The sequence below is a fragment of the Rhodoligotrophos appendicifer genome, assembly GCF_007474605.1.
In the GTDB taxonomy this organism is placed as follows: Bacteria; Pseudomonadota; Alphaproteobacteria; order Rhizobiales; family Im1; genus Rhodoligotrophos; species Rhodoligotrophos appendicifer.
The window spans coordinates 160,259-183,820 of the sequence record NZ_VHKL01000009.1 but is presented as its reverse complement, the minus strand read 5'-3'; the positions used below and the strand labels follow the sequence as shown (position 1 = coordinate 183,820).

19 protein-coding genes are annotated in these 23,562 nt (G+C 61.7%); 10 read left to right on the top strand and 9 right to left on the bottom strand.

The features are described from left to right. Positions 1-5 precede the first annotated feature (5 nt). Together hisC and FKM97_RS19895 are read left to right on the top strand one after the other, a co-directional pair. Positions 6-1,112, top strand: a complete 1,107-nt coding sequence (gene hisC, locus FKM97_RS19900; protein WP_144294176.1) for a histidinol-phosphate transaminase — start codon at positions 6-8, stop codon at positions 1,110-1,112. Then, positions 1,109-2,038: a prephenate/arogenate dehydrogenase family protein gene (locus FKM97_RS19895; protein WP_144294175.1), complete on the top strand. Its 930-nt coding sequence runs from the start codon at positions 1,109-1,111 to the stop codon at positions 2,036-2,038. Before hisC ends, FKM97_RS19895 begins: the two co-directional genes overlap by 4 nt. 4 nt (positions 2,039-2,042) lie before the next feature. On the opposite strand, the gene FKM97_RS19890 is transcribed toward FKM97_RS19895, so the two are convergent. After that, positions 2,043-3,074 (bottom strand): DUF2125 domain-containing protein, encoded by a 1,032-nt coding sequence (locus FKM97_RS19890; protein ID WP_170241023.1) that lies wholly within the window; start codon positions 3,072-3,074, stop codon positions 2,043-2,045. Between FKM97_RS19890 and FKM97_RS19885 the strand changes: the two genes are divergently transcribed. Further along, on the top strand, positions 3,068-3,739 hold the full coding sequence (locus tag FKM97_RS19885; protein ID WP_342783568.1) for a gamma-glutamylcyclotransferase: 672 nt from the start codon (positions 3,068-3,070) through the stop codon (positions 3,737-3,739). The genes FKM97_RS19890 and FKM97_RS19885 overlap by 7 nt on opposite strands. Here FKM97_RS19885 and speB read toward each other — a convergent pair. Then, a complete protein-coding gene (gene speB, locus FKM97_RS19880; RefSeq protein WP_144294172.1) occupies positions 3,727-4,683 on the bottom strand; it encodes an agmatinase in 957 nt (318 codons plus the stop codon). The two genes, FKM97_RS19885 and speB, sit on opposite strands and share 13 nt — an antisense overlap. 120 nt (positions 4,684-4,803) lie before the next feature. Between speB and FKM97_RS19875 the strand changes: the two genes are divergently transcribed. The 3 genes from FKM97_RS19875 to FKM97_RS19865 all read left to right on the top strand — a co-directional run bounded on the left by FKM97_RS19875 (position 4,804) and on the right by FKM97_RS19865 (position 8,496). Further along, positions 4,804-5,913 carry an NAD(P)/FAD-dependent oxidoreductase gene (locus FKM97_RS19875; RefSeq protein ID WP_144294171.1) on the top strand — a complete coding sequence of 370 codons (1,110 nt, stop codon included), beginning with the start codon at positions 4,804-4,806 and terminating at the stop codon, positions 5,911-5,913. A 146-nt stretch (positions 5,914-6,059) separates the two neighbouring features. Beyond that, positions 6,060-7,403, top strand: a complete 1,344-nt coding sequence (locus FKM97_RS19870) for a serine hydrolase (protein WP_144294170.1) — start codon at positions 6,060-6,062, stop codon at positions 7,401-7,403. Beyond that, positions 7,393-8,496, top strand: coding sequence for a CobW family GTP-binding protein (locus FKM97_RS19865; protein ID WP_246105178.1), 1,104 nt, complete (start codon positions 7,393-7,395; stop codon positions 8,494-8,496). Before FKM97_RS19870 ends, FKM97_RS19865 begins: the two co-directional genes overlap by 11 nt. On the opposite strand, the gene FKM97_RS19860 is transcribed toward FKM97_RS19865, so the two are convergent. Both FKM97_RS19860 and FKM97_RS19855 read right to left on the bottom strand, forming a co-directional pair. Continuing rightward, complete coding sequence (locus FKM97_RS19860; RefSeq protein WP_205015206.1) at positions 8,485-9,690, bottom strand: glycoside hydrolase family 5 protein; 1,206 nt, start codon at positions 9,688-9,690, stop codon at positions 8,485-8,487. The genes FKM97_RS19865 and FKM97_RS19860 overlap by 12 nt on opposite strands. An 83-nt stretch (positions 9,691-9,773) precedes the next feature. Beyond that, positions 9,774-10,667: a DMT family transporter gene (locus tag FKM97_RS19855; RefSeq protein ID WP_144294169.1), complete on the bottom strand. Its 894-nt coding sequence runs from the start codon at positions 10,665-10,667 to the stop codon at positions 9,774-9,776. A 165-nt stretch (positions 10,668-10,832) separates the two neighbouring features. On the opposite strand from FKM97_RS19855, the gene FKM97_RS19850 reads away from it, so the two are divergent. After that, positions 10,833-11,609 carry a tellurite resistance TerB family protein gene (locus FKM97_RS19850; RefSeq protein ID WP_144294168.1) on the top strand — a complete coding sequence of 259 codons (777 nt, stop codon included), beginning with the start codon at positions 10,833-10,835 and terminating at the stop codon, positions 11,607-11,609. Between the two features lie 62 nt (positions 11,610-11,671). After that, a complete protein-coding gene (locus FKM97_RS19845; RefSeq protein WP_144294167.1) occupies positions 11,672-12,607 on the top strand; it encodes a YihY/virulence factor BrkB family protein in 936 nt (311 codons plus the stop codon). 74 nt (positions 12,608-12,681) lie between these two features. On the opposite strand, the gene ccrA is transcribed toward FKM97_RS19845, so the two are convergent. Continuing rightward, a complete protein-coding gene (gene ccrA / locus FKM97_RS19840; protein WP_144294166.1) occupies positions 12,682-13,983 on the bottom strand; it encodes a crotonyl-CoA carboxylase/reductase in 1,302 nt (433 codons plus the stop codon). A 208-nt stretch (positions 13,984-14,191) separates the two neighbouring features. Here ccrA and FKM97_RS19835 point away from each other — a divergent pair, with 208 nt between their 5' ends. Then, on the top strand, positions 14,192-16,195 hold the full coding sequence (locus tag FKM97_RS19835; protein WP_144294165.1) for a protein meaA: 2,004 nt from the start codon (positions 14,192-14,194) through the stop codon (positions 16,193-16,195). Positions 16,196-16,199: 4 nt separating this feature from the next. Here FKM97_RS19835 and FKM97_RS19830 read toward each other — a convergent pair whose 3' ends face one another. Further along, a complete protein-coding gene (locus FKM97_RS19830) occupies positions 16,200-16,388 on the bottom strand; it encodes a hypothetical protein (RefSeq protein WP_144294164.1) in 189 nt (62 codons plus the stop codon). An 87-nt stretch (positions 16,389-16,475) separates the two neighbouring features. Here FKM97_RS19830 and pdxY point away from each other — a divergent pair, with 87 nt between their 5' ends. Continuing rightward, positions 16,476-17,333, top strand: coding sequence for a pyridoxal kinase (pdxY, locus tag FKM97_RS19825; protein ID WP_144294163.1), 858 nt, complete (start codon positions 16,476-16,478; stop codon positions 17,331-17,333). On the opposite strand, the gene treY is transcribed toward pdxY, so the two are convergent. From treY to treZ, 3 genes are read right to left on the bottom strand one after another with little or no spacing between them, the layout of a single operon-like run. Next, positions 17,330-19,888, bottom strand: a complete 2,559-nt coding sequence (treY, locus tag FKM97_RS19820; RefSeq protein ID WP_144294162.1) for a malto-oligosyltrehalose synthase — start codon at positions 19,886-19,888, stop codon at positions 17,330-17,332. The genes pdxY and treY overlap by 4 nt on opposite strands. Then, entirely contained in the window at positions 19,885-21,714 is a 1,830-nt protein-coding gene (gene malQ / locus FKM97_RS19815) for a 4-alpha-glucanotransferase (RefSeq protein WP_170241021.1), read from the bottom strand. Before malQ ends, treY begins: the two co-directional genes overlap by 4 nt. Next, on the bottom strand, positions 21,711-23,537 hold the full coding sequence (gene treZ / locus FKM97_RS19810; RefSeq protein WP_144294160.1) for a malto-oligosyltrehalose trehalohydrolase: 1,827 nt from the start codon (positions 23,535-23,537) through the stop codon (positions 21,711-21,713). The genes malQ and treZ overlap by 4 nt, the downstream gene beginning before the upstream one ends. Positions 23,538-23,562: the final 25 nt, after the last annotated feature.

Genomic DNA, 23,562 nt, shown 5'->3' with positions numbered 1-23,562 from the left:
AAATCATGTCAGTAAAAGCGTCAGGTCCCCGTCCGCGGGCGGGCATCCTCGACATCGCCGCCTATGTCCCCGGCAAAAGCAAGGCAACGGGGGGCGTCAAGACTCATAAACTGTCGTCCAATGAGACTCCCCTGGGACCCAGCGCGAGGGCCATACAGGCGTTTAGGGACTGCGCGGATCAGCTTCATTTCTACCCCGACGGCGGCGCCACCGCATTGCGGGAGGCAATTGCTGCGCAATATGGTTTGAGCGCCGCGCATATCGTCTGTGGAGCCGGGTCCGACGAGCTTCTTTCCATGCTTGCCCAGGCTTATCTCCAGTCGGGGGATGAGGCGATCTTCTGCCGTCACGGTTTCTTGGTCTACGAGATTGCCATCAGGGCCGCCGGTGCGACGCCGGTTGTCGCACCTGAGGTCGATTTGACTGCCGACGTGGATGCGATCCTTCAATGCGTCACGCCCCGCACCCGCATAGTTTTCCTGGCAAATCCCAATAACCCGACGGGCACATATCTGCCCTTCGACGAGGTGACCCGCCTCCACGCCGGCTTGCCCTCCGATTGCTTATTGGTGCTAGACGCGGCCTATGCCGAATATGTCCGCCAGAACGACTATGCCGCCGGCATAGAGCTTGTCGCGAATTCGGCCAACGTCGTGATGACCCGGACTTTTTCGAAGGTCTATGGCCTTGCCGCTCTCCGACTGGGATGGGCTTATTGCCCGCAACCGGTGGCCGACGTGCTCAACCGCGTTCGCGGCCCGTTCAATGTGAACATGGCCGCCATGGCCGCCGGCATAGCGGCGATTGGCGACCGCGCGCATACCGAAAGCGCAGTCGCCCACAACGATCTTTGGCGCCCTTGGCTGACCAACGAGCTCGAATCTTTGGGACTTCCGGTGACGCCCAGCGTCGGCAATTTTCTGCTGGTCCACTTCCCCCAGCCGAACAAGACGGCCGCGGAGGCCGACAAATTCCTGCTCGAGCGGGGGATCGTGCTCCGGCGCATGGAGAACTATCATCTCCCCAACGCCCTCCGACTGACGGTGGGCGGTGAGGAGGCGAACCGTGCCACCGTCGTCGCCTTAGCCGAGTTTCTGGGCTCAGGAACGTGACCGCCATCCTCCCCTTCGACAAGGTTGCATTGATCGGGCTGGGCTTGATCGGCTCGTCCCTGGCGCATGCCATCCGACGCGGTGGCCTCTCATCCAGGATCGCCGGTCACGCACAGTCCGCGGCCACCCGCAGCAAGGCCATGGAGATCGGCCTGGTCGACGAGGTCCATGACACGCCGGCCTTGGCCGTGGCAGGTGCTGACTTAGTGATCCTCTGTATTCCCGTGGGCGCCTGCGGCCCTGTCGCGGCGCAGATCTCTGCCAGCCTTAAACCCGGCGCGATCCTGTCGGATGTGGGATCCGTCAAGGCCGCGATCATCCGCGACGTGGCTCCTCATGTGCCCTCAGCGGTACACTTCATCCCCGGCCATCCCATTGCTGGAACGGAGCAATCTGGACCGGAATCGGGCTTTGCCGAGTTGTTTGATCAGCGCTGGTGCGTGCTCACACCGCCTCCGGGAGCGGAAGAGACCGCCATCGAACGTTTGGAAGCGTTTTGGCGCGGCTGCGGCAGCAATGTCGAACGTATGACGGCCGAGCATCATGACCTGGTACTCGCCATCACCAGCCATGTCCCGCATTTGATTGCCTACAACATCGTGGGGACTGCCGCTGATCTCGAGACGGTTACGCAATCCGAGGTGATCAAGTTCTCTGCCGGTGGCTTCCGAGACTTTACGCGCATCGCGGCCTCGGACCCCGTGATGTGGCGCGACGTCTTTCTCAATAACAGGGATGCTGTCCTGGAAATGCTCGGACGCTTCTCTGAGGACTTGTCGGCCCTGCAACGGGCCATCCGTTGGGGTGACGGCGACGCGCTGTTCGATCTCTTCACGCGCACCCGGGCCATTCGTCGCGGCATCATCGATGCCGGCCAGGACTCGGCCACCGCCGACTTTGGCCGTCCTCACGGCAAACAGTCCTGACGGATCAGAACAGCGGCGGCAGCTTGGCGATCTCGAACGGACCGAAATAGATCTTGCCCTTCGCCACCGCAATCTTCACCCGGAGCGCACCCTCGCGTCCTGAAGTTGCTCCCTCCAGCAGCGAGAGCATGTTGAAGGAGAAGGCCGCCTCCATCTCCCCCAGCCGCCCTGCCTCCTGCAACTGTTTGAAAATGGCTTTTAAGTTGACCACGTCCGACTGAAGTTCGCCATTGGCGCGACCTTTTTCGTCGAAGGTCAGGCGACCGGTCGCCTCCAGGGTGACATCGCCCCTTTGCCCGTGCAGCCGAGTGATGTTGACCTCGCCGCCGCCAAGGGCAAAGGCCTTCAGGGCGGTGCTGGGATCGGTTGTGGGGACGAAGCTGCCATTGGCCTGGGCCCGCAGTGACCAGACATCCAGTTCAATCGGGATTCCTGTGGCATCGGTGATCGCTGGCCCCGCCAGCGAAATGTCTTCCGCGTCGCCCGCGATCTCCAGCACCGGGGGGCTGGTCGCATCCGGCTGGACGAAGCGCGTATGCAGCTCGAGCCGCCGCGCTCGGCCCTGTGCGCCGACGCCCTCCTCGCCGCCGATATCGGCGATCAACTTCTCCACCACCAGCGATGCCCGGTCGAATTCGCCGCCGGACATCATCAGGCTGACCGTAGCGGGATCGAATGTCGCAGTGATCACGGAATTGGGCATTGCGCCGCCCCTCGATCCGATCCGGTAGCTGACCGGCGACGACACGGCTGCGAGGATGTGCTGGGGATTGTAGGCCTGGAAGACGCTCTCCAGCCGCGCCAGGCCAATGGCCCCGGTTCCGGCATTGTTGGACCAGGCGAGGTCGAGCGGTGCGCAATCAATTTCGACGCGAAACGGGAAGCCGCCCCAATTCTGCGTCCCGCACTGGACCGTCATTCCGTCCGACTTTGCCTCTTCGACCCACGCGCTGAAGTGCGACTGGCTCGTTTGCGAAATGAAAAGCCAATAGCCGCACCAGGCCGCGACGAGCACCAACAGGAGCCCGAGTGGCACGAACACGCGCCATGGCTTTGCGTTTGCTGGACTTGTGGCGACGGCTGGCTTTGGTCTATCAGACGAGGGATCTTCTAAATGCTCTGACATTTCAATTACGTGTTACGAAAACTGCGGGGATCATGCAGGAGTTCTGGATCTTTGGCTATGGCTCGCTCATGTGGCGGCCGGGTTTCGAGTACCTTGAGCGCCGGCTCGCGCTACTGCGCGGCGCTCACCGGTCCCTTTGCGTCTATTCCCACGTCCACCGGGGAACGCCCGAACATCCCGGACTGGTTCTAGGCCTCGACACAGGTGGGTCCTGTAAGGGCGTAGCCTTTCGCGTCTCGGAGGCGAACTGGGAGGCCACCATTGCTTATCTCCGGGAGCGCGAGCAGGTGACGATGGTCTATAGGGAAGCGGTTCGGCCAATTCTTCTCGGCGGCGAATCGCCCATGGAGGCGCTGGTTTATCTGATCGATCGCAAGCATCCCCAATATTCCGGCAAGCTCGGCCTTGACCAGCAGATGTCCTTCATCCTCCAGGGGAGGGGAGTGTCTGGCAGCTGCCCCGACTATGTTCGCTCGACCGTGGAGCATCTTCGAGAGCTCGGAATCCATGATTCCGAGCTCGAGGCCATCTACGCCAAGCTCGATCGTGAGGCGCTCCTCTCTCACACGCGGTAAATCACCCCGGGGAGCACGCACAGCATCTCGAACAAAAGGTTCGCCGCCGTGATGGCAGTATTGCCTGAGGTGTCATAAGGGGGGGAGACCTCGACGAGATCGCAGCCCACGAGATCGAGACCACGGCATCCGCGGATGATCTCGATCCCCTGCGGCACGGTCAGGCCCCCGATCTCAGGAGTGCCGGTCCCCGGCGCATAGGCTGGATCCAGGCTGTCGATGTCGAAGCTGAGATAGACGGGGCCGTCACCCATCAGTGTCCGCACCTCTTCCATCAGCGGTGTCAGCGATTTGTGCCAGCACTCCTCGACCGGCACCACGCGGAAGCCCTGGTCCCTCGGCCAGTCGAAGTCGTCCGCCGCATATCCCGTTCCTCGCAGTCCGATCTGGACCGCTCTCTTGGGATCGATGGCACCATCTTCCACGGCGCGTCGGAACGGCGTCCCATGGGCGATCTTCTCGCCGAACATGGTATCGTTGATGTCCGCATGCGCATCCACGTGGATGAGGCCGACCGGCCCGTGTTTCTTCGCCATCGCCCGCAGGATCGGCAGCACCAGCGTGTGGTCTCCCCCCAACGTCAGAGGTAGGACGTCATGAGCGAGGATCTTCTCTGAGAAGAAGGCCTCGATGATCCGCACGGAATCCTTCAGGTCGAAAGGATTGGTCGGGACGTCACCGATGTCCGCGATCGACAGCGAGTCGAAGGGTGCTGCCCGGGTCGCCATGTTGTAGGGCCTCAGCATCACCGACTCCGTGCGGATCTGGCGAGGGCCGAATCGCGTGCCGGACCGGTTGCTGGTTCCGATGTCCATCGGGATCCCCACGAAGCAGGCATCGAGACCGGCAGCGCTCTCGAGATGGGGCAGCCGCATCATCGTCGCAATGCCGCCGAACCTCGGCATATCGTTGCCCCCGAGAGGCTGGTGCAAAGTTTTGGTCATCTGGACGCGCCTTTCCGAATCTCGTCTTGTTGCTGGCTCTGGACAGACAAAGCGCCTGATGTCTCTGATGGCAAGGGTGGTTCGCCTGAATCGCATGTGAGAAGGGGCATTAAGTTCACCATGGCTGATTACACGGTAGACGTCGCGGTCATCGGAGCAGGGATCGCGGGTGTTGGCATTGCTGCCGAGCTCTCCAGAAAGCGCAACACCCTTGTGATCGAGGCAGAGGATCAGCCCGGCTACCACAGCACCGGACGCTCCGCAGCCATTTTCATCAAGCATTATGGGAACCAGACGATCAAGAAGCTGACGGCGGCTGCCGAGGCGTTCTATCGCAATCCCCCTGCGGAAGTGACCGAGACGCCGCTTCTATCTCCGCGCGGGGAGCTGATGCTGTCGGACGGCACGGACGAGGAACTGTTCGCAGAACACGTCGTGGGCAGTTCGGTTCTGACAGAGATTTCCCCGTCCGAAGCCCTCGCCATGGTTCCGATCCTTCGACCGGAAAAGGTCAAGCGTGCCGCCCGGGAGGAAGCCAGCGACATTGATGTGAACGCGCTCCACCAGGGCTGGCTGCGGCTCTTCCGAAAGCGGGGCGGGACCCTCCTGACCAATGCTCGGGTGAGTGGGCTGAAGCGCGACGCCGGGCGCTGGGAGATCACGACTCCGGCCGGAACGGTTTCCGCCAAGATACTCGTCAACGCCGCAGGAGCCTGGGCCGACAGGGTTGCGCAGATGGCCGGCCTCAAGCCTGTTGGTCTGACGCCCTATCGCCGCAGCATGGCGGTTCTGCCCGCCCCGGACGGCTACGACATTTCGAAATGGCCTCTCTTCGGCCCGGCCCGGGAACTCTGGTACTGCAAGCCTGAGGCAGGTCAGCTCTATGTTTCCCCGGCGGAAGAGCACCCGGTGGAGCCCCACGATGCCTATCCCGATGACATGGTGCTGGCCGAAGGTCTCGACCGCTTTGAGCAGGCCGTCACCATGCCCGTGACCCGCATCCTGCGGAGCTGGGCCGGCCTGCGGACCTTTGCACCGGACCGGACCCTCGTCGTGGGCTTCGACCCTGCGGCCGAGGATTTCTTTTGGGTCGCCGGTCAAGGCGGCTATGGTATCCAGACGTCGCCGGCGGTGTCCCGGTTGGGTGCCGGTCTCATAGACGGAACTCCGCCGGACGATTTCGATCAGGAAACCGTGATCGCCCGGCTGGATCCTGGGAGGTTCCGTTGAGCAGCCTTGGTGCCTGTCACAGTGAATGCGGGTCTTGGGATTGATCAGTGACCAGCCAGAGTGTTACTCACTCGGTCCGAGTTTCGTGTCCTGTTCACGTGACATCAACGCATGCGTATCACAATGCTGTTCACCACGGGTGTGAGATGGTGAAGAGCCTTCCACGGCGCGACCGACATGTCCATCTGCGAGATTTTGAGCCTAGAGAGGGCCTTTTGCGACTTCAACGCTTAGCTGGCCTGGTATTAGCCCTTGCTGTTCTGATCGGGCAGGCATCAGGCGCGTTTGCGGGTCCGACACTCGTATTTGAGGCGATGACGGGGAGGATCATCGCTGGCGAAGGCGAAAACGAGCCCTGGCATCCGGCGTCTCTGACGAAGTTGATGACCGCCTATGTGGCTTTTCACGCAATAAAGTCGGGGCGGATCGCCCTTGACTCGGAGATCACCTATTCGAGCCAGGCTGCAGCACAACCCCCCAGTAAAATCGGGATGCGGCCCGGCTCGACCATTAAGCTCGATTTGGCGCTCGAAGCCCTGCTGGTTCGCTCAGCCAATGATTTGGCCGTCGCGATTGCCGAGAATGTCAGCGGCTCGGTCCCGAAATTCGTTCATGTGATGAATGAAACTGCGCGTCGTCTCGGGATGGGCGGCACCTATTACGCCAATCCGCATGGTCTGCCGGATATTCGCCAGGTCACCACGGCCCACGACCTGGGCATCCTCACCAGCGCCATCATTCGCGAATTTCCCGACTATCAGCATTATTTCAAGGAGCCCTTCGTCCAGATCGGCAGCCAGCGCTACAGCAATAGGAATGGGCTGTTGCGGCAGATGAAATCAGCCGATGGCATGAAGACCGGCTATGTCTGCAGCTCGGGCTACAACTTGATCGCCAGCGCCACGCGCGATGGAAGACGCCTGGTGGCCGTTGTCCTCGGCGCCAAAAGTGGAGGCGGACGGACCGTGATCGCGGAATCCTTGCTCGAAAAAGGCTTCGCAGCTCCGGTCAGCGACAAGACGCTCTACCAGATGAATCCAAGCGTCCTGTCTGCAACGGGGACGACCACCGATCTGACGCCATTGGTGTGCAGCTGGAAACCGTCTGTCGAGGTCCTTGATCCTGACCAATTGAGCAGTTGGGCGGTGGCCTTCGGCCGCTTCGATTCGGCGGCGGAAGCGGGCAAGATGCTCGACCAGTGGCTCCTGGCGACGCGCTATGTGTTCTATGGCGGCCACGGCGCAGTGGTGCGTGTGCCCTATAAGGGCGACTACTTGATCATGGTCGACGATCTGAATGAGGCGCAGAGCAGCTCCTTATGCAATTATCTTCGATCCAACGGGGCCATCTGCCAATTGATGCCGCCGGCCACTCTTACGGTGCTGGCTCAGGAGAGCCGCGAGGAAGCTGCCCAGAAGCGCATCAGCGGTGCCAAGGTTGAGGCGGCTGGCAGTGGCCCGCCGAAAGGCGTGAGCGACAGTGACGAATGAGTCCAATGCCGATGTGATCCCTGTTTCGGTGCTGACAGGGTTTCTCGGCGCCGGCAAGACGACCCTCCTGAACGCCTTGCTGGCAGACCCGGCGATGGCGGGTACGGCCGTCATCATCAATGAGTTCGGCGAGGTGGGGATCGACCACCTTTTGGTGGAGACGGCGACCGACTTCTTCATTGAGATGTCGAGCGGCTGCCTGTGCTGCACCATCCGTGGGGACTTGGTCGATGCACTGGTCCGCCTGCTTGAGAAGCGCGATGCAGGCGAGATCATGCGCTTCGACCGCATCGTCATCGAAACCACGGGTCTGGCCGACCCCGCTCCGGTGATTCATGTCCTGATGGCGGACCAGCGTCTGTTGCGGCACCTCCGCCTGGACGGCGTGATAACTGTCCTCGATGCGGTCAACGCTGCGGCGACTCTGGACGCACATTTTGAGGCGGTGAAACAGGTGGCCGTCGCGGATCGTCTGGTCTTGGCCAAAACGGACTTGGCCGACGCGGCAGCCGTTCTGGAGCTGAAGCAGCGTTTGGCGACGCTGAACCCGACGGCGCCGGTCCTGGATGCGGCTCGTGGTGAGGCGCGACCTCCGCAGCTCTTCAATGCCGGCCTGTACGATCCCACGACGAAGCAGGCGGATGTGGTGAAGTGGCTCTCGGCCGAAGCCTACGCCGCACCGCACGATCACCACCACCACCACGATGTGAATCGTCATGATGAGAGCATCCGCGCCTACTGCCTCACCACGGAGGCGCCGATCGGCGGGACGTCATTCAGTCTGTTCCTGGAGCTGCTGAACGCCCAGTATGGCCGTGATCTCCTGCGCATGAAGGGGATCGTCAAGCTCGCCGAGGAGCCCGACCACCCCCTTGTCGTTCACGCGGTGCAGAACCTGTTTCATCCCCCGGTGCGATTGGAGGCTTGGCCTGACGACGACCACCGGACCCGCCTGGTCTTCATCACGCGCAATGTGTCGCGCGAGAAGGTGGAGAGCCTTCTCTCGGCCTTCACCGATCCTCTGACGGGCGGGGGCGCCTCTTTCGCCGATGAAACGCTGTCTCTCCACCGGCCCGGCGGCCTACTGTCCTGATCGTACGGACCGAGCCGCCGGAGGCGGAGCGAGGCCTGCCCGGATGACATCGCTCATGGGACTGCCTGGCCGAGGTCGCGTGGGTGTTTCGCCCCGATCCACGGCGTCCCAGTAGGTGTCTGGCAAGGGACCTGAGCCGACTTCATAGTCGTAGCCATCCCACTCATCCTCGCGAAACCCGTAGAATGCCCAATGCAGGCCCTTCTCGTTGAGAAGGGTGATGGTATCCGACAGATAGGTGGCACAGCCCCTGTTGCGCCGATAACAGCCGAACTCCCCGATCATGAGGCGATCGGTCGGAACCTTCCATTGGGTCGCCCATTCGAGCAGCGGCGCCAGATGGATTTGCAGCCGTTCTCTGTCCCAAAACTCTGTTTTTTCTCCGTAGGTTACGTCTCCTGGGTATTGAAATTTCCCCTTGTTGAAATGGCTGGTGAACTCATACGGCTCGTAGAGATGGACGGAGTAGAGCACCGAGCCATCATCGATCGGCTTCAGGCACCGGATCGCCATGGGCTGAGTATAGAAACCGGCATCGAGGATGATGGGCGTGGATGCATCCGCCGAGCGGATCGAGGCGACCACTTTCCGATAGAACGCATCGAGGTCGGACGCGGTCCCAGTGGCGTTCCTGCACCACGTGTCCCTGTCTTCGGCCCCGGCTTCTTCTGCGAGCCCAGACGCCAAATCTGGCGCTGGCTCGTTGAGGATGTTGAACCCCACGACGGCGGGGTGTCCATTCAGTTCGAAGGCCAAATCCTTCCAGAAGGAAGCGGCTTGATTCCACCATGTCTTGTCTTGCCAGAGTCGCAGATCGTTCTTGGCGCCGTTAAACTGCCGCCAGCGGCTCCCGGGAAGGCTCAAAGGCGTGAGAATGATCCCGATACCCTGCTTCGCCGCGCCATCGAGGACGCCCCGCAAGATTTTCAAGTCCTCTTGAACAAGGCCACGATAGTCGCTCACATCCCCGATCAGGAAATCTCGCTTTGCTGACGCCCACTTGGTGAACGTCAGCCTCATGAACCCGAGACCAAGCCTCCGCGCTTCCCCAAAGGGCTGCAAGCTGGGCGACCTGTTGAAGCTGTTCGCACCGGTTCTTTGCGTATCCCAGAACCCGCCGCCCTCAGCCTGCGCCATCAATGGCGCCAGAACCGTGACGAGCGCCAGGACAGCGACGGACACTGGATTCCACATGCTTCAACCTCGAATCTCCCTCTGTGAGGTTCTGGAAATTCCGTGTCGCCTGAGAGGCGTCCCTGCGGCGCCTTTGTGATCGCTTACGAGCGCCGCCACGATGCGAGCGCCACGCCTGCCATGCACACCCCCATCCCGACGATCTGAAGACTGTTCAATGTCTCGCCGAACATGAAATAGGCAAGCACGGCGGTCGATGCCGGCACGAGGTAGAACAGCCCCGCCACCTTCGAGACGTCGCCATGTCGGATGAGGAGTGTATAGAGGCTGATCGCTCCGATGGAGAGGATGACGACCATCCAGAACAGCGCGAAGATGAACTCGGCCGTGGGGTCGATGCGGGGGCTCTCGAGCAGAAGGGCGCCGAGGAGGGAAACCAGCAGTGCCCCCAGGAACTGGTAAGCGCCTCCTGAAAACAGGCTGAGCCCGCCAAAGAAGCGCTTCTGATAGATGGATCCTATGGAAATCGACAGGATACCGACCAGCAGGAGGCCGACGCCGACAAGTGTCACGCCCTCCTCGTGCAGGCCGAGCTTGGGCCAAACCACCAGCCCGACGCCGGCGATGCCGAGCGCCAGCCCGAACCAGTTTTTCCAACTGGGACGCTCTCCGATGAACGTCGCGAGCAGAGAAGTGGCAAGGGGTTGCAGCCCGACGATCAAGGCCGAGATGCCGGCCGGCATGCCCTTCGAGATCGTGTAGAACACCGTCCCGAGATAGACGCCGTGAACGAGCATGCCTGACAGGAGCCCATGCATCGCTTGCTGGCGGCTTGGCCACCCATGGCGGAACACGGCGGCCAGCAGAGCGAACAAGGCTGCTGACAGAATGAACCGCAGTGACAGGAAGGTGAAGGGTGGCGCATAAGGCAGGCCGAATTTCGCACCCACGAAACCCGTAGACCACAGGAAAACGAAAAGCGCGGGTGAAAGCTTCAGCCAAGTTGGCTTTTTCGGCGACGGTGGGGCAGGTGTCATGGGGATGCTCATACCTGAACCTGGGCCGGTCAGGAACGATCGTTGGTGAATGACGCCCATGCACGCGCTGCATCCTCCGCAGGATGCGGCCGAAGGGCCTTGTTTTAACCCTGATGAGTCCCCTAATTCCCCCCCAAACATGGCAGAGAATATGGAGCGAACTCGATGCTTGATGCGCAGCGCCTATTGGAACAATTTCTGGGCAAGTCGGGAGGCGCTATTCCTGGTCTCGACAAGCTGGGCGGCGGATTGGGCAATCTGGGTACTCTCGGAGGGGGTTTGGGTGGTCTCGGGGGCAAGCTGGGCGGTTTAGGCGGCGTAGGTGCTGCCGGAGGCGTCATAGGCCTCTTGCTTGGGTCCAAGGGCGGCCGCAAGCTGGCCTCTAACGCCTTGGTCTATGGCGGCATGGCGGCGCTGGGAGGCATTGCTTACAAGGCCTATCGCGACTGGCAGCAGTCACAGGCGCAATCCGCACCGGCCTCGTCCGGGCCATGGGGGGCGCCACCCAAGAGCATCGAGGCTGCGGTTGCTGATGTCGAGGGGACACCCTTCCTCCCGCCGCCATCCGATGAGAGCGCCCGCGCCGATCTGGGCCTGGCCGTCATTCGCGCCATGATCGCGGCGGCCAAATCAGATGGCCACATCGATGCCGAAGAGCAACAGCGTATCTATGGGCACCTGGACACCCTTGAACTGGGGACCGAGGAGAAGGCCTTTGTCATGGACGAGCTTCGGCGTCCCCTCGATATCGATGCCGTCGTGCGCAGCGCCAAGAGCCCGGAACAGGCGGCCGAGCTGTATGCCGCATCCCTCCTGGCGGTCGATCCCGATGATCCCTCGGAAAAAGCCTATCTGGCCATGCTGGCCAGTCGCCTGAAGTTGGACCCCGCATTGGTCGACAATATAACGGCTGCGGTCGCCGCGGCGACTGAGCGGGCTTGACACCGCCTTCAGAATCCCGGCGCATCCCATGTTGTCCGTAACCAAGCCGAAATCATAACAAAATGGTCGACTGGGGTAAGCACGCATATCTGTTCGGCGAGGCCCCGACGAGGCGCGACGGTCAGCTGAAGCCGTTCTGGACCGTCTTCATAACCGCCTTCTGGCGGTTGTGGGATGATGCAGCGATCCCCCTCGCCGGGAACATTGCATTCCGCATGATCCTGGCCATCTTCCCGTTCCTCGTCTTTCTGACGGCTCTCGCGGGGTTCATCGGCGATTCCCATCTCGCCTCGGCATTGATTGATTATCTTCTGGGTGTAGCCCCTCCTGAGATCGTCGAGCCGCTGGTCCCGGAGATCCGCTCGGTGCTCACCGAGCAGCGCAGCGGTGTCTTGAGCCTGGGCGTGCTCCTGACGATTTGGTCGGCCTCGGGCGGCGTCGACAGCGTTCGGGTGGCTCTGAATCGTGCGTATGGCCTGATCGAGCACCGCAACGCCTTCGGTCTGTTCGCGCAGAATGTCCTTTTCGTGATCGGCGGCGCCTTCCTGATGATCGCCGTCGCATTCCTCATCGTGCTGGCACCGATCATCAAGGCGCTGGCCATCCGTTATGTCCCGGATCTCAACCGCTGGCCTGAGGTCTACGACATGATCCGCTACCCTTTTGCAGTCGTCCTGCTCACGCTGGGTCTCACCGTCGCGCACATTCTCTTGCCGGCGACCTGGCGCCATTTGCGCGATCTGTGGCTGGGCATCACCTTTACCGTGGTCGTCTGGCTGCTCCTGGCGATGGTGTATTCCGCCTATCTTTCGAATTTCAGCCAGTTCGCCAGCACCTATGCCGGCTTGGCCGGAATTATCGCTGCGCTCTTTTTTGTCTATCTCGGCGCGCTGGTCCTCATCTTTGGCGGGGAGGTTAACCGCATGATGCGCCTGCGCAGGAAGGTCAGGATTGAGCTGGCTCGGACAGCCAGCACCGCCGACGCGAAACAGAGGTGAGCGTCGCCAGAAGGCGGTTTACGGGACCCCTGCCGTCAGGGATCCCGGTTCGTCTGCATGCTGGGCGCGGAACTCTACCCTCGCGCCTCTGAGGCCTCGAGCACATCATCGAAGGTTTTCAACCCGGTCCGCGGTGCCGACACCAGGACAGCCATGTTGCCAGGCCGATGCTGGTTTTTCCACATCCGCGTATGCGCCTTGGGGATGTCGTTCCACGAGAACACTTCCGACATGCACGGATCGACCCGCCGATTGATCACGAGTTGATTGGCCTGTGCGGCCTGCTTGAGATGGGCGAAGTGTGACCCCTGGATGCGCTTCTGATGCATCCACACATACCGCGCGTCGAAGGTGATGTTGAAGCCCGTCGTACCGGCGCAGAACACCACCATGCCGCCCCGCTTCACGACGAAGCATGAGACCGGAAAAGTGGCCTCGCCCGGATGCTCGAACACGAAATCGACATTCACGCCCTTGCCGGTGATGTCCCAGATCGCCTTGCCGAATTTGCGGACTTCCTTCAGCCACTCATTGTATTCCGGAGTGCCGACCTGCGGCATCTGTCCCCAGCATTTGAAGTCCTTGCGGTTGATCACCCCGCGCGCGCCGAGCGACATGACGTAGTCGCGCTTGTCCTCCTCGGAGATCACTCCGATGGCTGCGGCGCCGGCGGCCGCACAAAGCTGAACCGCCATCGAGCCGAGGCCCCCAGAGGCGCCCCAGATCAGCACATTGTGTCCAGGCCGCAGGATATGGGGCCGATGACCGAACAACATCCGGTAGGCGGTGGCCAGCGTCAGCGTATAGCAGGCGGATTCTTCCCAGGTCAGGTGCTGCGGCCTTGGCATCAATTGTCGCGACTGCACCCTGCAGAACTGGGCGAAAGATCCATCCGGCGTCTCATAGCCCCAGATGCGCTGGGTCGGTGAGAACATGGGATCTCCGCCGTTGCATTCCTCGTCGTCGCCATCGTCTTGATTGCAGTGGATGATGACCTCGTCACCGACCTTCCACCGCTTCACCTTGGAGCCCACTGCCCAAACGATGCCCGAAGCATCCGAGCCGGCGATGTGGAGCGGCTGTTTATGAACGTCGAAGGTCGAGACTGGAATGCCGAGACCGGCCCAGATGCCGTTATAGTTGACGCCCGCGGCCATCACCAGGACGAGAACCTCGTCGCTGTCGATCTCCCAGGTGGGTACAACCTCGAGCTGCATCGCCTCCTCGGGCGGCCCGTGCCTCTCCCGGCGGATCACCCAGGCATGCATCTTCGACGGTACATGGCCAAGCGGAGGGATCTCTCCGACATCATAGAGATCTTTCTTCGGCGCGTTGACATTCGCCGCGTCCGCAATGACCTTGGCCGTTGCGCTCATGCCCACCTCTCCCTTTCCTGCTCTTAGAACTGTCAAAGCCATGCGCATGTTGCAGGCAATTGACATCATAACAGGCAAACTTTAGGAACGCAGAGTCATTTTTGCAGTGCAACATAGAATTGCAACGTGAGGGCGGCCGCCCCTTTCTTGGAGTTGCGCCTCACAACCTCGCATGGTGAAATGAGCTCAGTCCTTGAGGGAGGCACGCTTGGCCGAGACGTCGTCATCATCGAGCAGTCGCGATAAACCCTGGATCTTCCGCACCTATGCGGGCCATTCCTCGGCAGCGGCATCGAACAGCCTCTTTCGTAAAAACCTTGAAAAGGGACAGACCGGCCTGTCGGTTGCCTTCGACCTGCCGACCCAGACCGGCTATGACGCCGACCACATTCTCTCCCGGGGGGAGGTGGGCAAGGTCGGAGTTCCGATCATGCATCTCGGCGACATGCGGACCTTGCTCGACGGGATTCCCCTCGATCGGATGAACACGTCGCTGACCATCAATGCGACCGCGCCCTGGCTGCTGGCCCTCTACGTGGCCATGGCGGACGAGCAGGGCGTCGATCGCAAGCTTTTGTCGGGAACGACGCAGAACGACATCATCAAGGAATACCTCTCGCGCGGCACCTATGTCTTTCCGCCGGCGCCGTCGCTGCAGCTCACGACCGACGTCGTCACCTGGGCCTATCGCGAGGTTCCCAAGTGGAATCCGACGAATGTCTGCTCCTATCACCTGCAGGAGGCCGGAGCGACGCCCGTGCAGGAGGTGGCCTTCGCCCTGGCCACGGCCCAGGAGCTGCTCGACGGCGTGAAGCAGGCCGGCGTCGTCAGCGCTGCGGATTTCCCCGAGCTCGTCGGTCGCATCAGCTTCTTCGTCAATGCCGGAATCCGCTTCCTGACCGAGATCTGCAAGCTGCGGGCCTTCTCCGAACTCTGGGACGAAATCTGTCTCGACCGCTATGGTGTGACTGACGAGCGTTACCGCCGCTTCCGCTATGGCGTGCAGGTGAACTCCCTCGGCCTCACCGAAAGCCAGCCGGAGAACAACGTCTACCGTATCCTGCTCGAAATGCTGGCGGTCACCCTGTCCAAGAATGCCCGCGCCCGCGCCGTTCAGTTGCCGGCCTGGAATGAGGCCCTGGGGCTTCCCCGTGCTTGGGACCAGCAATGGTCCTTGCGTATGCAGCAGATCCTCGCCTTCGAGACTGATTTGCTCGAGTTCGGCGACATCTTCGAAGGCTCCGCTGAGATGACCCGAAAGAGTGAGCAGATCAAATCGGAGGTCCGTGCCGAGCTGGCGCGAGTCGAGGCCATGGGAGGCGCGATCGCCGCCATCGAATCCGGCTACATGAAGCAGGAATTGGTGAAGTCCAACTCGAAGCGGCTGCAGACGATTGAAGCCGGTGAGCAGACTGTGGTCGGCGTGAACGCCTTCACCTCCAGCGAGACCTCGCCTCTGTCGGGCGAGGCCGGCGGAATCCTGACGGTCCCGGAATCGATCGAGTTCGAGGCCGTGGAAGGCCTCCGGTCCTGGCGGTCCAAGCGCGACGGCGCTGCGGTTGAACGCGCACTCGCCGATCTTCGCACTGCGGCGCAAACCGGTGCGAACATAATGGAGCCCTCCATAGCGGCAGCGAAGGCTGGAGTGACGACCGGCGAATGGGGCGAGACCCTGCGCGAGGTTTTCGGCCAGTATCGCGCCCCCACAGGGGTGACGGGGTTCACTCTGGTGATCCCCGCTCAGGAGGACGAGATTGCCGTCCTCAAGGCGAAGGTCGAGGCGGTATCCCGGGAGCTCGGCGAAACCTTGAAGCTCCTTGTCGGCAAGCCGGGTCTGGACGGACACTCCAACGGCGCCGAGCAGGTCGCCGTTCGCGCCCGCGACTGTGGCATGGACGTCGTCTATGAGGGTATACGCCTGACGCCGCAGGAAATTGTCGAATCCGCCAAGCGCGAGCGGGCGCATATCATCGGGCTGTCGATCCTGTCGGGGAGCCACGTTCCCTTGGTCCGCGACGTGATGAACCAACTCCGCGCGGCCGGCTTGGGGGATGTGCCGGTGGTTGTCGGCGGCATCATCCCGGCCGAGGACATCCTCATCCTCAAGCAGTGCGGTGTTCGTACCGTCTACACGCCCAAGGATTTCTCCTTGAACGCAATCATGGGGGAAATCGTCGAACTGGCTGCCAAGCGTCAGCCCGAAGCGGCCTGACGTCTCATTTCTTTTTCTTGTTCAGCCGGTCGATGGCCTTTTTGGCGGCTTCATCGGCCTTGTGGCTGCCGCCATCCACCATGCCGGAGGTCACGGGCAACCCGCCATCCGACTTGAAGATCGCCCAATGCCAACGATTAGCGCCGCGGCCGTTCACGCTATATTTGAAACCTTCGTACTGAGCCTCGGCCATGATCGTCCCTCGAAACGTGATAAACCTGTCGCACGTCGCCTTTGACGTGTCCGTGAAGGCGCTTTACTACCACCTGCGAACTGCCGCGTGAAGGCGCGTACCGGCGGCGAAACGTGGGGTGTCATGGCGGAGATCCTTGCAATCTCGTCTCAGGTCGTCCGCGGCCACGTGGGCAACTCCGCGGTCGCGCCGGCGCTCCAGGCCCTTGGCCATGAGGTTTACGCGGTTCCGACCGTTCTTCTGTCGAACCATCCCGAGCACGGAGCGACCTCCGGCATCAAGATTGAAGCCGCGACCATCGATGCGATGCTGGAGCGGCTGCATGGTTTTGGCTGGCTCCACGGGATCGGTGCCGTCATGACCGGCTACTTCCGTGGTGTGGATCAGGTCGAAGTGGCTCTCAGGCATATCCTGCGCCTGAGAGAAGAGCTGCCCGGCCTTTTGGTGATGACCGATCCGATCCTCGGCGATGATCCTCATGGCATTTATGTCCCGGAGCCCGTGGCCGAGGCGATCCGAGAGACCTTGCTGCCCCTCGCACACATCATCACGCCAAACCGCTTTGAACTCGCCTGGTTGGCCGGCCACCCTGTCGAATCCCTTCAAGATGCTCGACATGCGGCCTCAATGCTGAAGGTCCCGACCATCATCGTCACCTCGGTCCCCGCCCCTGGGGGGAACCTCGCCAATCTCTTGTTTCATGAGGGCGCCATGGTCTCCGCCGAGGTGGTTCGGCGCCAGAAAGTCCCGCAAGGCACGGGCGATCTCCTGGCGGGGCTTACCTTGGGTCATCATCTGCGCGGCAATGATATGGCGGCCAGCCTCAGCTTGGCCGTATCCGGCGTGGATACGGTGCTGGCCTGCAGCGAGAACCGCAATGAACTGGCTCTCTCGCAAGCCTTGCCCAAGCTTGCGGCTGTGTCGGCCTGGCCCCTGATCCGTTAGCGCTCGGATGTCGTCAGAGCGGCGATCGGCAGGTGAGCCAGCAGGTCCTTCACCGGAAGGCTCTTTCCCCCCGATATGACATCGTCGCCGAAGACGCCTTGCCAGCGGGTCTTTTGAGCCAGCTCGGGAGGTAAAAGGAGTTCCGTCCCCTCCCATGCGTCGGCCAGGACCAGCGGGGTCTTCTGCCCTTGCAGCAGCGAAAATCCATGCCGTGTCGCAACGCTCAGGAACGCCTTTCCTTCGAACGTCCGGGCAAACGCGAAAACATGCGCCGCCTGAGGTCCCTCGATCTTCAGGGTTTGGTACGCTCCGTCGCGGAACAGCATGTCGTGGCTTCGCCGGAAATTCAGGAGCCTTGCCGTCACTCCTTGCTTGATGCGTCCGTCGCGCCAGTCGTCGAGTGTGAGCGCCCCATCGCCAATCGCCGAAAGCGCCTTTGCCCGGGCCACGAAATCGACGGGCCGACGATTATCGGGATCGACCAGGCTCTGGTCCCACCACTCGCACCCCTGATAGATGTCGGGGACCCCGGGTGAGGTCAGTTTGAGCAGGACTTGGGACAGCCCGTTCAGCGCGCCTGCAGCCGCTATGGTCTCCGAGAAGGCAGCGATGTCCTTCAGGAACCCGCCAGCCTCATCCGTGTCCAGTGTCGCATCGATGAAGGCGAACACGGCCTGCTCATGATCGGTGACGGGGTCAGTCCATCGCGTATGCTCCTTGGCCTCCTTCAGGGCCTTCGACATGAAGTCACGCATCCGGCCTCTGAGTTCTTTCAGGTCGGGCGTCTTGTCGAGCGGCCAGATACCCAGCAGGGCCTGATAATAGAGCCAGGCTTCCTTCGGATGGGGCACCAGCACCGAACGCAGCGGCCGACGGAACTGTGCATGGAGCTGCCACCACCGCTCTGCCCGCTCGAAGAACTGTTCGGGTATTTCTGAAAGCACCGCGATGCGCGCGCGCGTATCCTCACCCCTCTTGGTGTCGTGAGTGCTCGTTGTCAGCATGCAATCCGGCCAGTGCTCTGCGCGCTCCTGGTTTGCAGCATGAAACAGCGACGGGCTGACTTCGGGTCCACCCGGATCGCTGCCCACTTCATTGAGGGCGATCAGCGGGATGTAGCGATAGAACGCGGTATCCTCGAGCGCCTTAGCCGTCAGTGGCCCCGAAACCTGCTGGAAGGCCATGGCGAAATCGGCAGCCTCGATGTCGTCGCCGCGCAGCAGTCTCAGCACGAAGCGCAGCTCCTCTTCGGATTCCGCCCCGATCCGATGCTCGGCCTGCAAGGCAACCTCGTGGAGGATTTCTTCGTCTTCCTCCGAGACCGGCCCACCGGTGACATAGGTGCGGTAAAGCGGAAACGCGATCAGCACCTCGGTGATGGCCCGCCGCAGTGCCGGCTCGGCCACGTCGCGATCGGCGGGATTGGACTGCGCGATCTCATACGCCATTCGCGCCAGCCGGTTGAGATCCGTGGCAAAGCTCAAGGACAGGACGAACCGCTTGGAGTCCTCCGCCACGGTTTGATAGTCCCGATGGTCATCCGTGAAGCGTTGGTAATGGGCGCTCAGCGCCTGGGCGCCGTCATGATGCACCTGCAGGCCGGTAACCCGACAGCCGAATTCATATCCCGTGGTGCCCTCGACCGGCCATTGCGGTCTGAGCTTCTCATGTCCTTCGAGGATCTTCTCCACCACGATGTAGAAGGGCTCTTCTCTGAGCTGCTCCACCTCCTGGCGAAGGCGCGTCAGATACGCTCCTGGATCGAGCAGTCCGTCGATATGGTCGAGGCGCAATCCGTCGATGACGCCCCTGCGGATGAGATCGAACGTGAATCGATGCACGTGCTCGAAGACGGATTGTCTCTCCATCCTGAGAGCGACCAGGTCATTGATGTCGAAGAACCGCCTGTAGTTCAGGGCATCCGAAGCCATGCGCCAATGAGCGATCCTGTAATGCTGCAGCTCCAGCAGCTCGTGCATCGCCGCTGCATCGCGTGAGATCCTTTCGGCGGCCTCCTGGCCTCCATCCCTCAGCGTGGCGACACTGCGCTCCGAAGCCGGGCACCGATTGTCGAAATAGCCGATGGCGAACTGGCCGTCTTCGAATGCCAGCTTTAGTTCTCCCCGCGCCAGGACGTCTCCGTAGGAATCGCCCAGGACGGGAAGCAGCAACTTGCCGCCATACCGTTCCCAGTCGATGTCGAAGAAGTCGCCATGTTCGCTGTCGGTGCCTCGATAAAGCACGTCTCGCCACCACGGGTTTTCGACCGAGGCCGCCATGTGATTGGGAACGAAGTCGAGGACCAGACCGAGGCCGTGCTGCTTCAGCACGTCGCTCATGCGCTCGAACCCTTCATTTCCGCCCAGCGCCGGATCGAAGAGCCCGAAATCGGTCACGTCATAGCCATGGGTCGACCCGTTGCGCGCGGCATAGATCGGCGAGGCGTACACATGACTGATGCCGAGCCTTTCCAGATACGGCGCAAGGTCGGCGGCGGCCTGAAAATCGAAACCATTGCGAAACTGCAGGCGATAGGTAGCTCTCGGCCAGCTCATCGGCGGGGGCGCTCCTCTGCAACCGCTTTGCAAACAGCAGTGAAGAAGCTGTTCCGAGAAAGATCCTCCAGGGGTGTCGAAATCTTGCGCCGCCAATTGGGATGCGGGTCGGTGCGGCCGGGAAGGTTCGCCTGCTCAACCTCACCCAGGGCATCTTCGATCTGCACGCCGAACAGCCGTGTGGGAGTTTTCGCGGCAAACAGATGAATCCGCGCCACTGCGTCCGCATCCAGCTGTTCCCGGAGTGACCCCTCGGACGAAACGAGAGATGATGTCACCAGGGCGTCCCATAATTGCTGCTTTGCAGTCTTCCGTGCTCTGTCTTCTTCCTCGGCGTCGGCGGCATCATAGATGCCGACCGTCTGCCGCCATTCGATATCCCGTCCCACCCACCAGCCTCGGATCGTCGGCATGTCATGCGTCGAAATGCAGGCAAGGGCCCGGACTGGATACGCCTGGGGCGGTATGAATTCTCCGTCCTTCCTGCGTTCGAAGAAGAGGACGCGATAGGCATGGATATCCGCCTCCGCCAAGGCGTCGGTGAAGCCTTCCGGGACCGTTCCCAGCGCCTCCGCGATGACCAGGGCGGAGTAGCGGTGCGAGGCATCCGCCACAGTCCCGATCATGTCGTAGAAGGGATAGTGCACATAGGCGCCCTCACGCGCGTCCTTGTCCTTTGGGATCCAGAACAGCCGGGTCAAAGACATGGCGTGATCCAGCCGAACAGCGCCGGCATGGGCCATGCTGGCTTCGAGTTCCATTCGCAGCGGAACAAGGTTCTGCTCCGTCAGCGCCACCGGCGACAGCGGAGCAAGTCCCCAGTCCTGTCCCTTGGGATTGAGCGCGTCCGGCGGGGCACCGATGCCTGCCCCATTGATGACCAGGTTGGGCTCCGCCCAGGTGGCGGCGCTGTCATGGGCCACGCTCACCGCCAGGTCCACATAGAGCCCGATTCTCATTCCGGCTTCACGCGCGACGGCATGCGCCTGTGCCAATTGCCCGTCGGCGAGCCACTGCAACCAAGCGAAATACTCGATCCGCTCACCATTCAGGCGGCGAAACTCTTCGATGCCGCTCCCGGTGGGGGAACTGTACTCGTCGGGCCACTCGAACCACGGGACGACAGCTCCGGCCTGTTGCTGCATATGCTCCGACAAAGCCTCGAACAGAGCGAGATTGTCGAGGTCGACGCCACACTTTTCGCGATAGTCCTCAAAGGACTTTCGCCGCGCACCCTCCTTGGGAAAGACCGCATGCATCCTGGCCAAGGCGTCCCATTTTGCCGCGGCCACACCCGAATAATCGATCAGATCGGTCTCCCTCAACGCCCGCAGCCGGTCCGGTGCAACGGGCTCGATCTGCGCATATTCAGGCTCAAGGTCTGGCGCGATATAGAGGGGATTGAGGAACCGCTTCGTCGAAGGCCCATAGGGGCTGCAGCGCTCCGGATCATTTGGAAACAGCGTGTGCAGGGGATTGACCCCGACGAAGTCGCCGCCCCGATCTCCAACCAACCGCGTGAACTCGGCCAGGTCCGCGAAGTCGCCCATTCCCCAATTGCGGTGCGATTTCAAACCGTAGAGCTGGCATGACATGCCCCACACGCGGTTCCCTTCGAGGAACGGAGGCACATAGCAGCTGGCGATCTGCTTTGCGTCGGCTTCGGAGACCGCATGTCCCGGTGCGGCAGGCGCATCGGGGTCGATGCCCATCGCCGTGAGCAGGGCCTTTATCCCCTCTCTCGAAACATCGCGTCGGTCGCCGAGCTCCGAAACATAGTTGAGGGCGATGCCATTGGCCTCGGCAAGCCTTTCGAGATCGCTCATGCTGTGGAATGCTCTTGCAGTGACCAGACGACGGTCCATCCGGGGAGGCTTCCGCCTCCGTCTCCCCCCACGGCGCCATGGAGGATCTCACCCTCGATGGAAGGCATGGCTGCCGTCTCGCTCTGCAGATTGGCCGTCACGATCAGCGCCCCTCCATCGAACTGCCATGTGCATTTCATCACGTGCCCATCCAGCATCTCCACCGCCCCGGCAGAACCGCCGATTCGCTTGAGCAGAGGAACGATCCGTTCGGCACGCAAATGGAGCAGTCGGCTCACAAGCGCCATGCGTTCCGCATGCTCGCCATCCTGTGCCTTGTTCCAATCCAGCTTGCATGCCTCGAACGTCGAGAGCGAGTTCGGGTCCGGAATGCTTTCTCTCGCAGAGGGAGAGGAAAATCTCTCGAATTTTGCGAACTCGTTCCGCCGTCCCTCGCGCACCGCGTCCGCCAACTCGTCGTGGAAATCGCAGAAGAAACAGAAGGGGCGAGTTTCACCCCACTCCTCCCCCATGAACAGCAGCGGGATCTGCGGAGCCAACAACAGCAGCTCCAGGGCCGCCGCGACGGCCCCCGAATCGGCGATATCCGTGAGCCGTTCCCCATAGGCCCGATTGCCGACCTGATCGTGGTTCTGGATGAAGTTCACGAAGGCGGTCGGCGGAAGATGCCCGCTCGGCTCGCCCCGCCTCTTGCCCTGTCGGAACTCCGACACGTCACCCTGATAGACGAAGCCGCTCGAGAGCGCCTTGCCGAACTTTGTCAGCCGGTCTTCTCGGTAGTCCTGGTAGTACCCGTCGCCTTCCCCGGTCACCTGCGTATGGGCGACATGATGGTAATCGTCGTTCCATTGTGCATTGAACAGGACCGGAGTCAGGTCCTGGTCGCGCTCCAGTAATTTGGCGGAGTTGTTGTCGTTCTCCAGCACCAGATGAACGTGGCGATCGGTAATCCGACCTCGCACGCGCCGCGCCATCTCTTCCAGAAAATGGTCATCGGAAGGGTCGATGATGTGGTCGACGGCGTCGAACCGCAATCCATCGAACCGATACTCCTCCAGCCAGAAGAGGGCATTCTCCGCAAAGAAATCGCGCACTGGCTGCTGAGTGAAATCGATGCTGTCTCCCCAAGGCGTTTTGCGGTTCTCATCGAAGAACAGCCCGGCATAACTGGGCAGGTAGTTTCCCAGCGGTCCGAAGTGGTTGTAGACGACGTCGAGGAAAACCATCAGCCCTTTGCCGTGGGCCTCGTCGATGAGGCGCTTGAGCTCGTCAGGGGTGCCGTAGGAGCGTTCCGGGGAATAGGGCAGCACGCCATCATAGCCCCAGCCTCTGTTCCCGCTGAAATCGGCGACCGGCATGAGTTCTATGGCCGTTATGCCGATGTCGACGAAATGGTCGAGCCGTTTCCTCAGCCCCTCGAATGTGCCCTCCGGCGTGACCGTCCCGACATGAAGCTCATAAAGGACGACCTCTTCCCAAGGCCGGCCAGCCCACGCGCCATTGCGCCATTGATACCGTCGAGGATCGATGACCACGCTGGGGCCATCGACATCCGTTTCTTGGCACCGCGAGGCCGGATCGGGCACCCGCATTCCATCCGGTAGCTCCAGAAGATAGGAGCCTCCGACAGCGATCTTGTTGGTTTCAAGTTTGAACCAGCCGTCGCCATCCGGTTCCATCGGGACGCTTTCGTCCACTCCGGGCAGCGAAACGGCCATGCTCGGCTGGGTGGGCGCCCAGACGCGAAACCGTACGGAACCATCGCTCCGGACTTGCGCGCCATACGGCAGCTCATAGGCAAATGTTGTGTTGATCTCTGTCATCCGACGCTAAACGGCGTCACCCTGA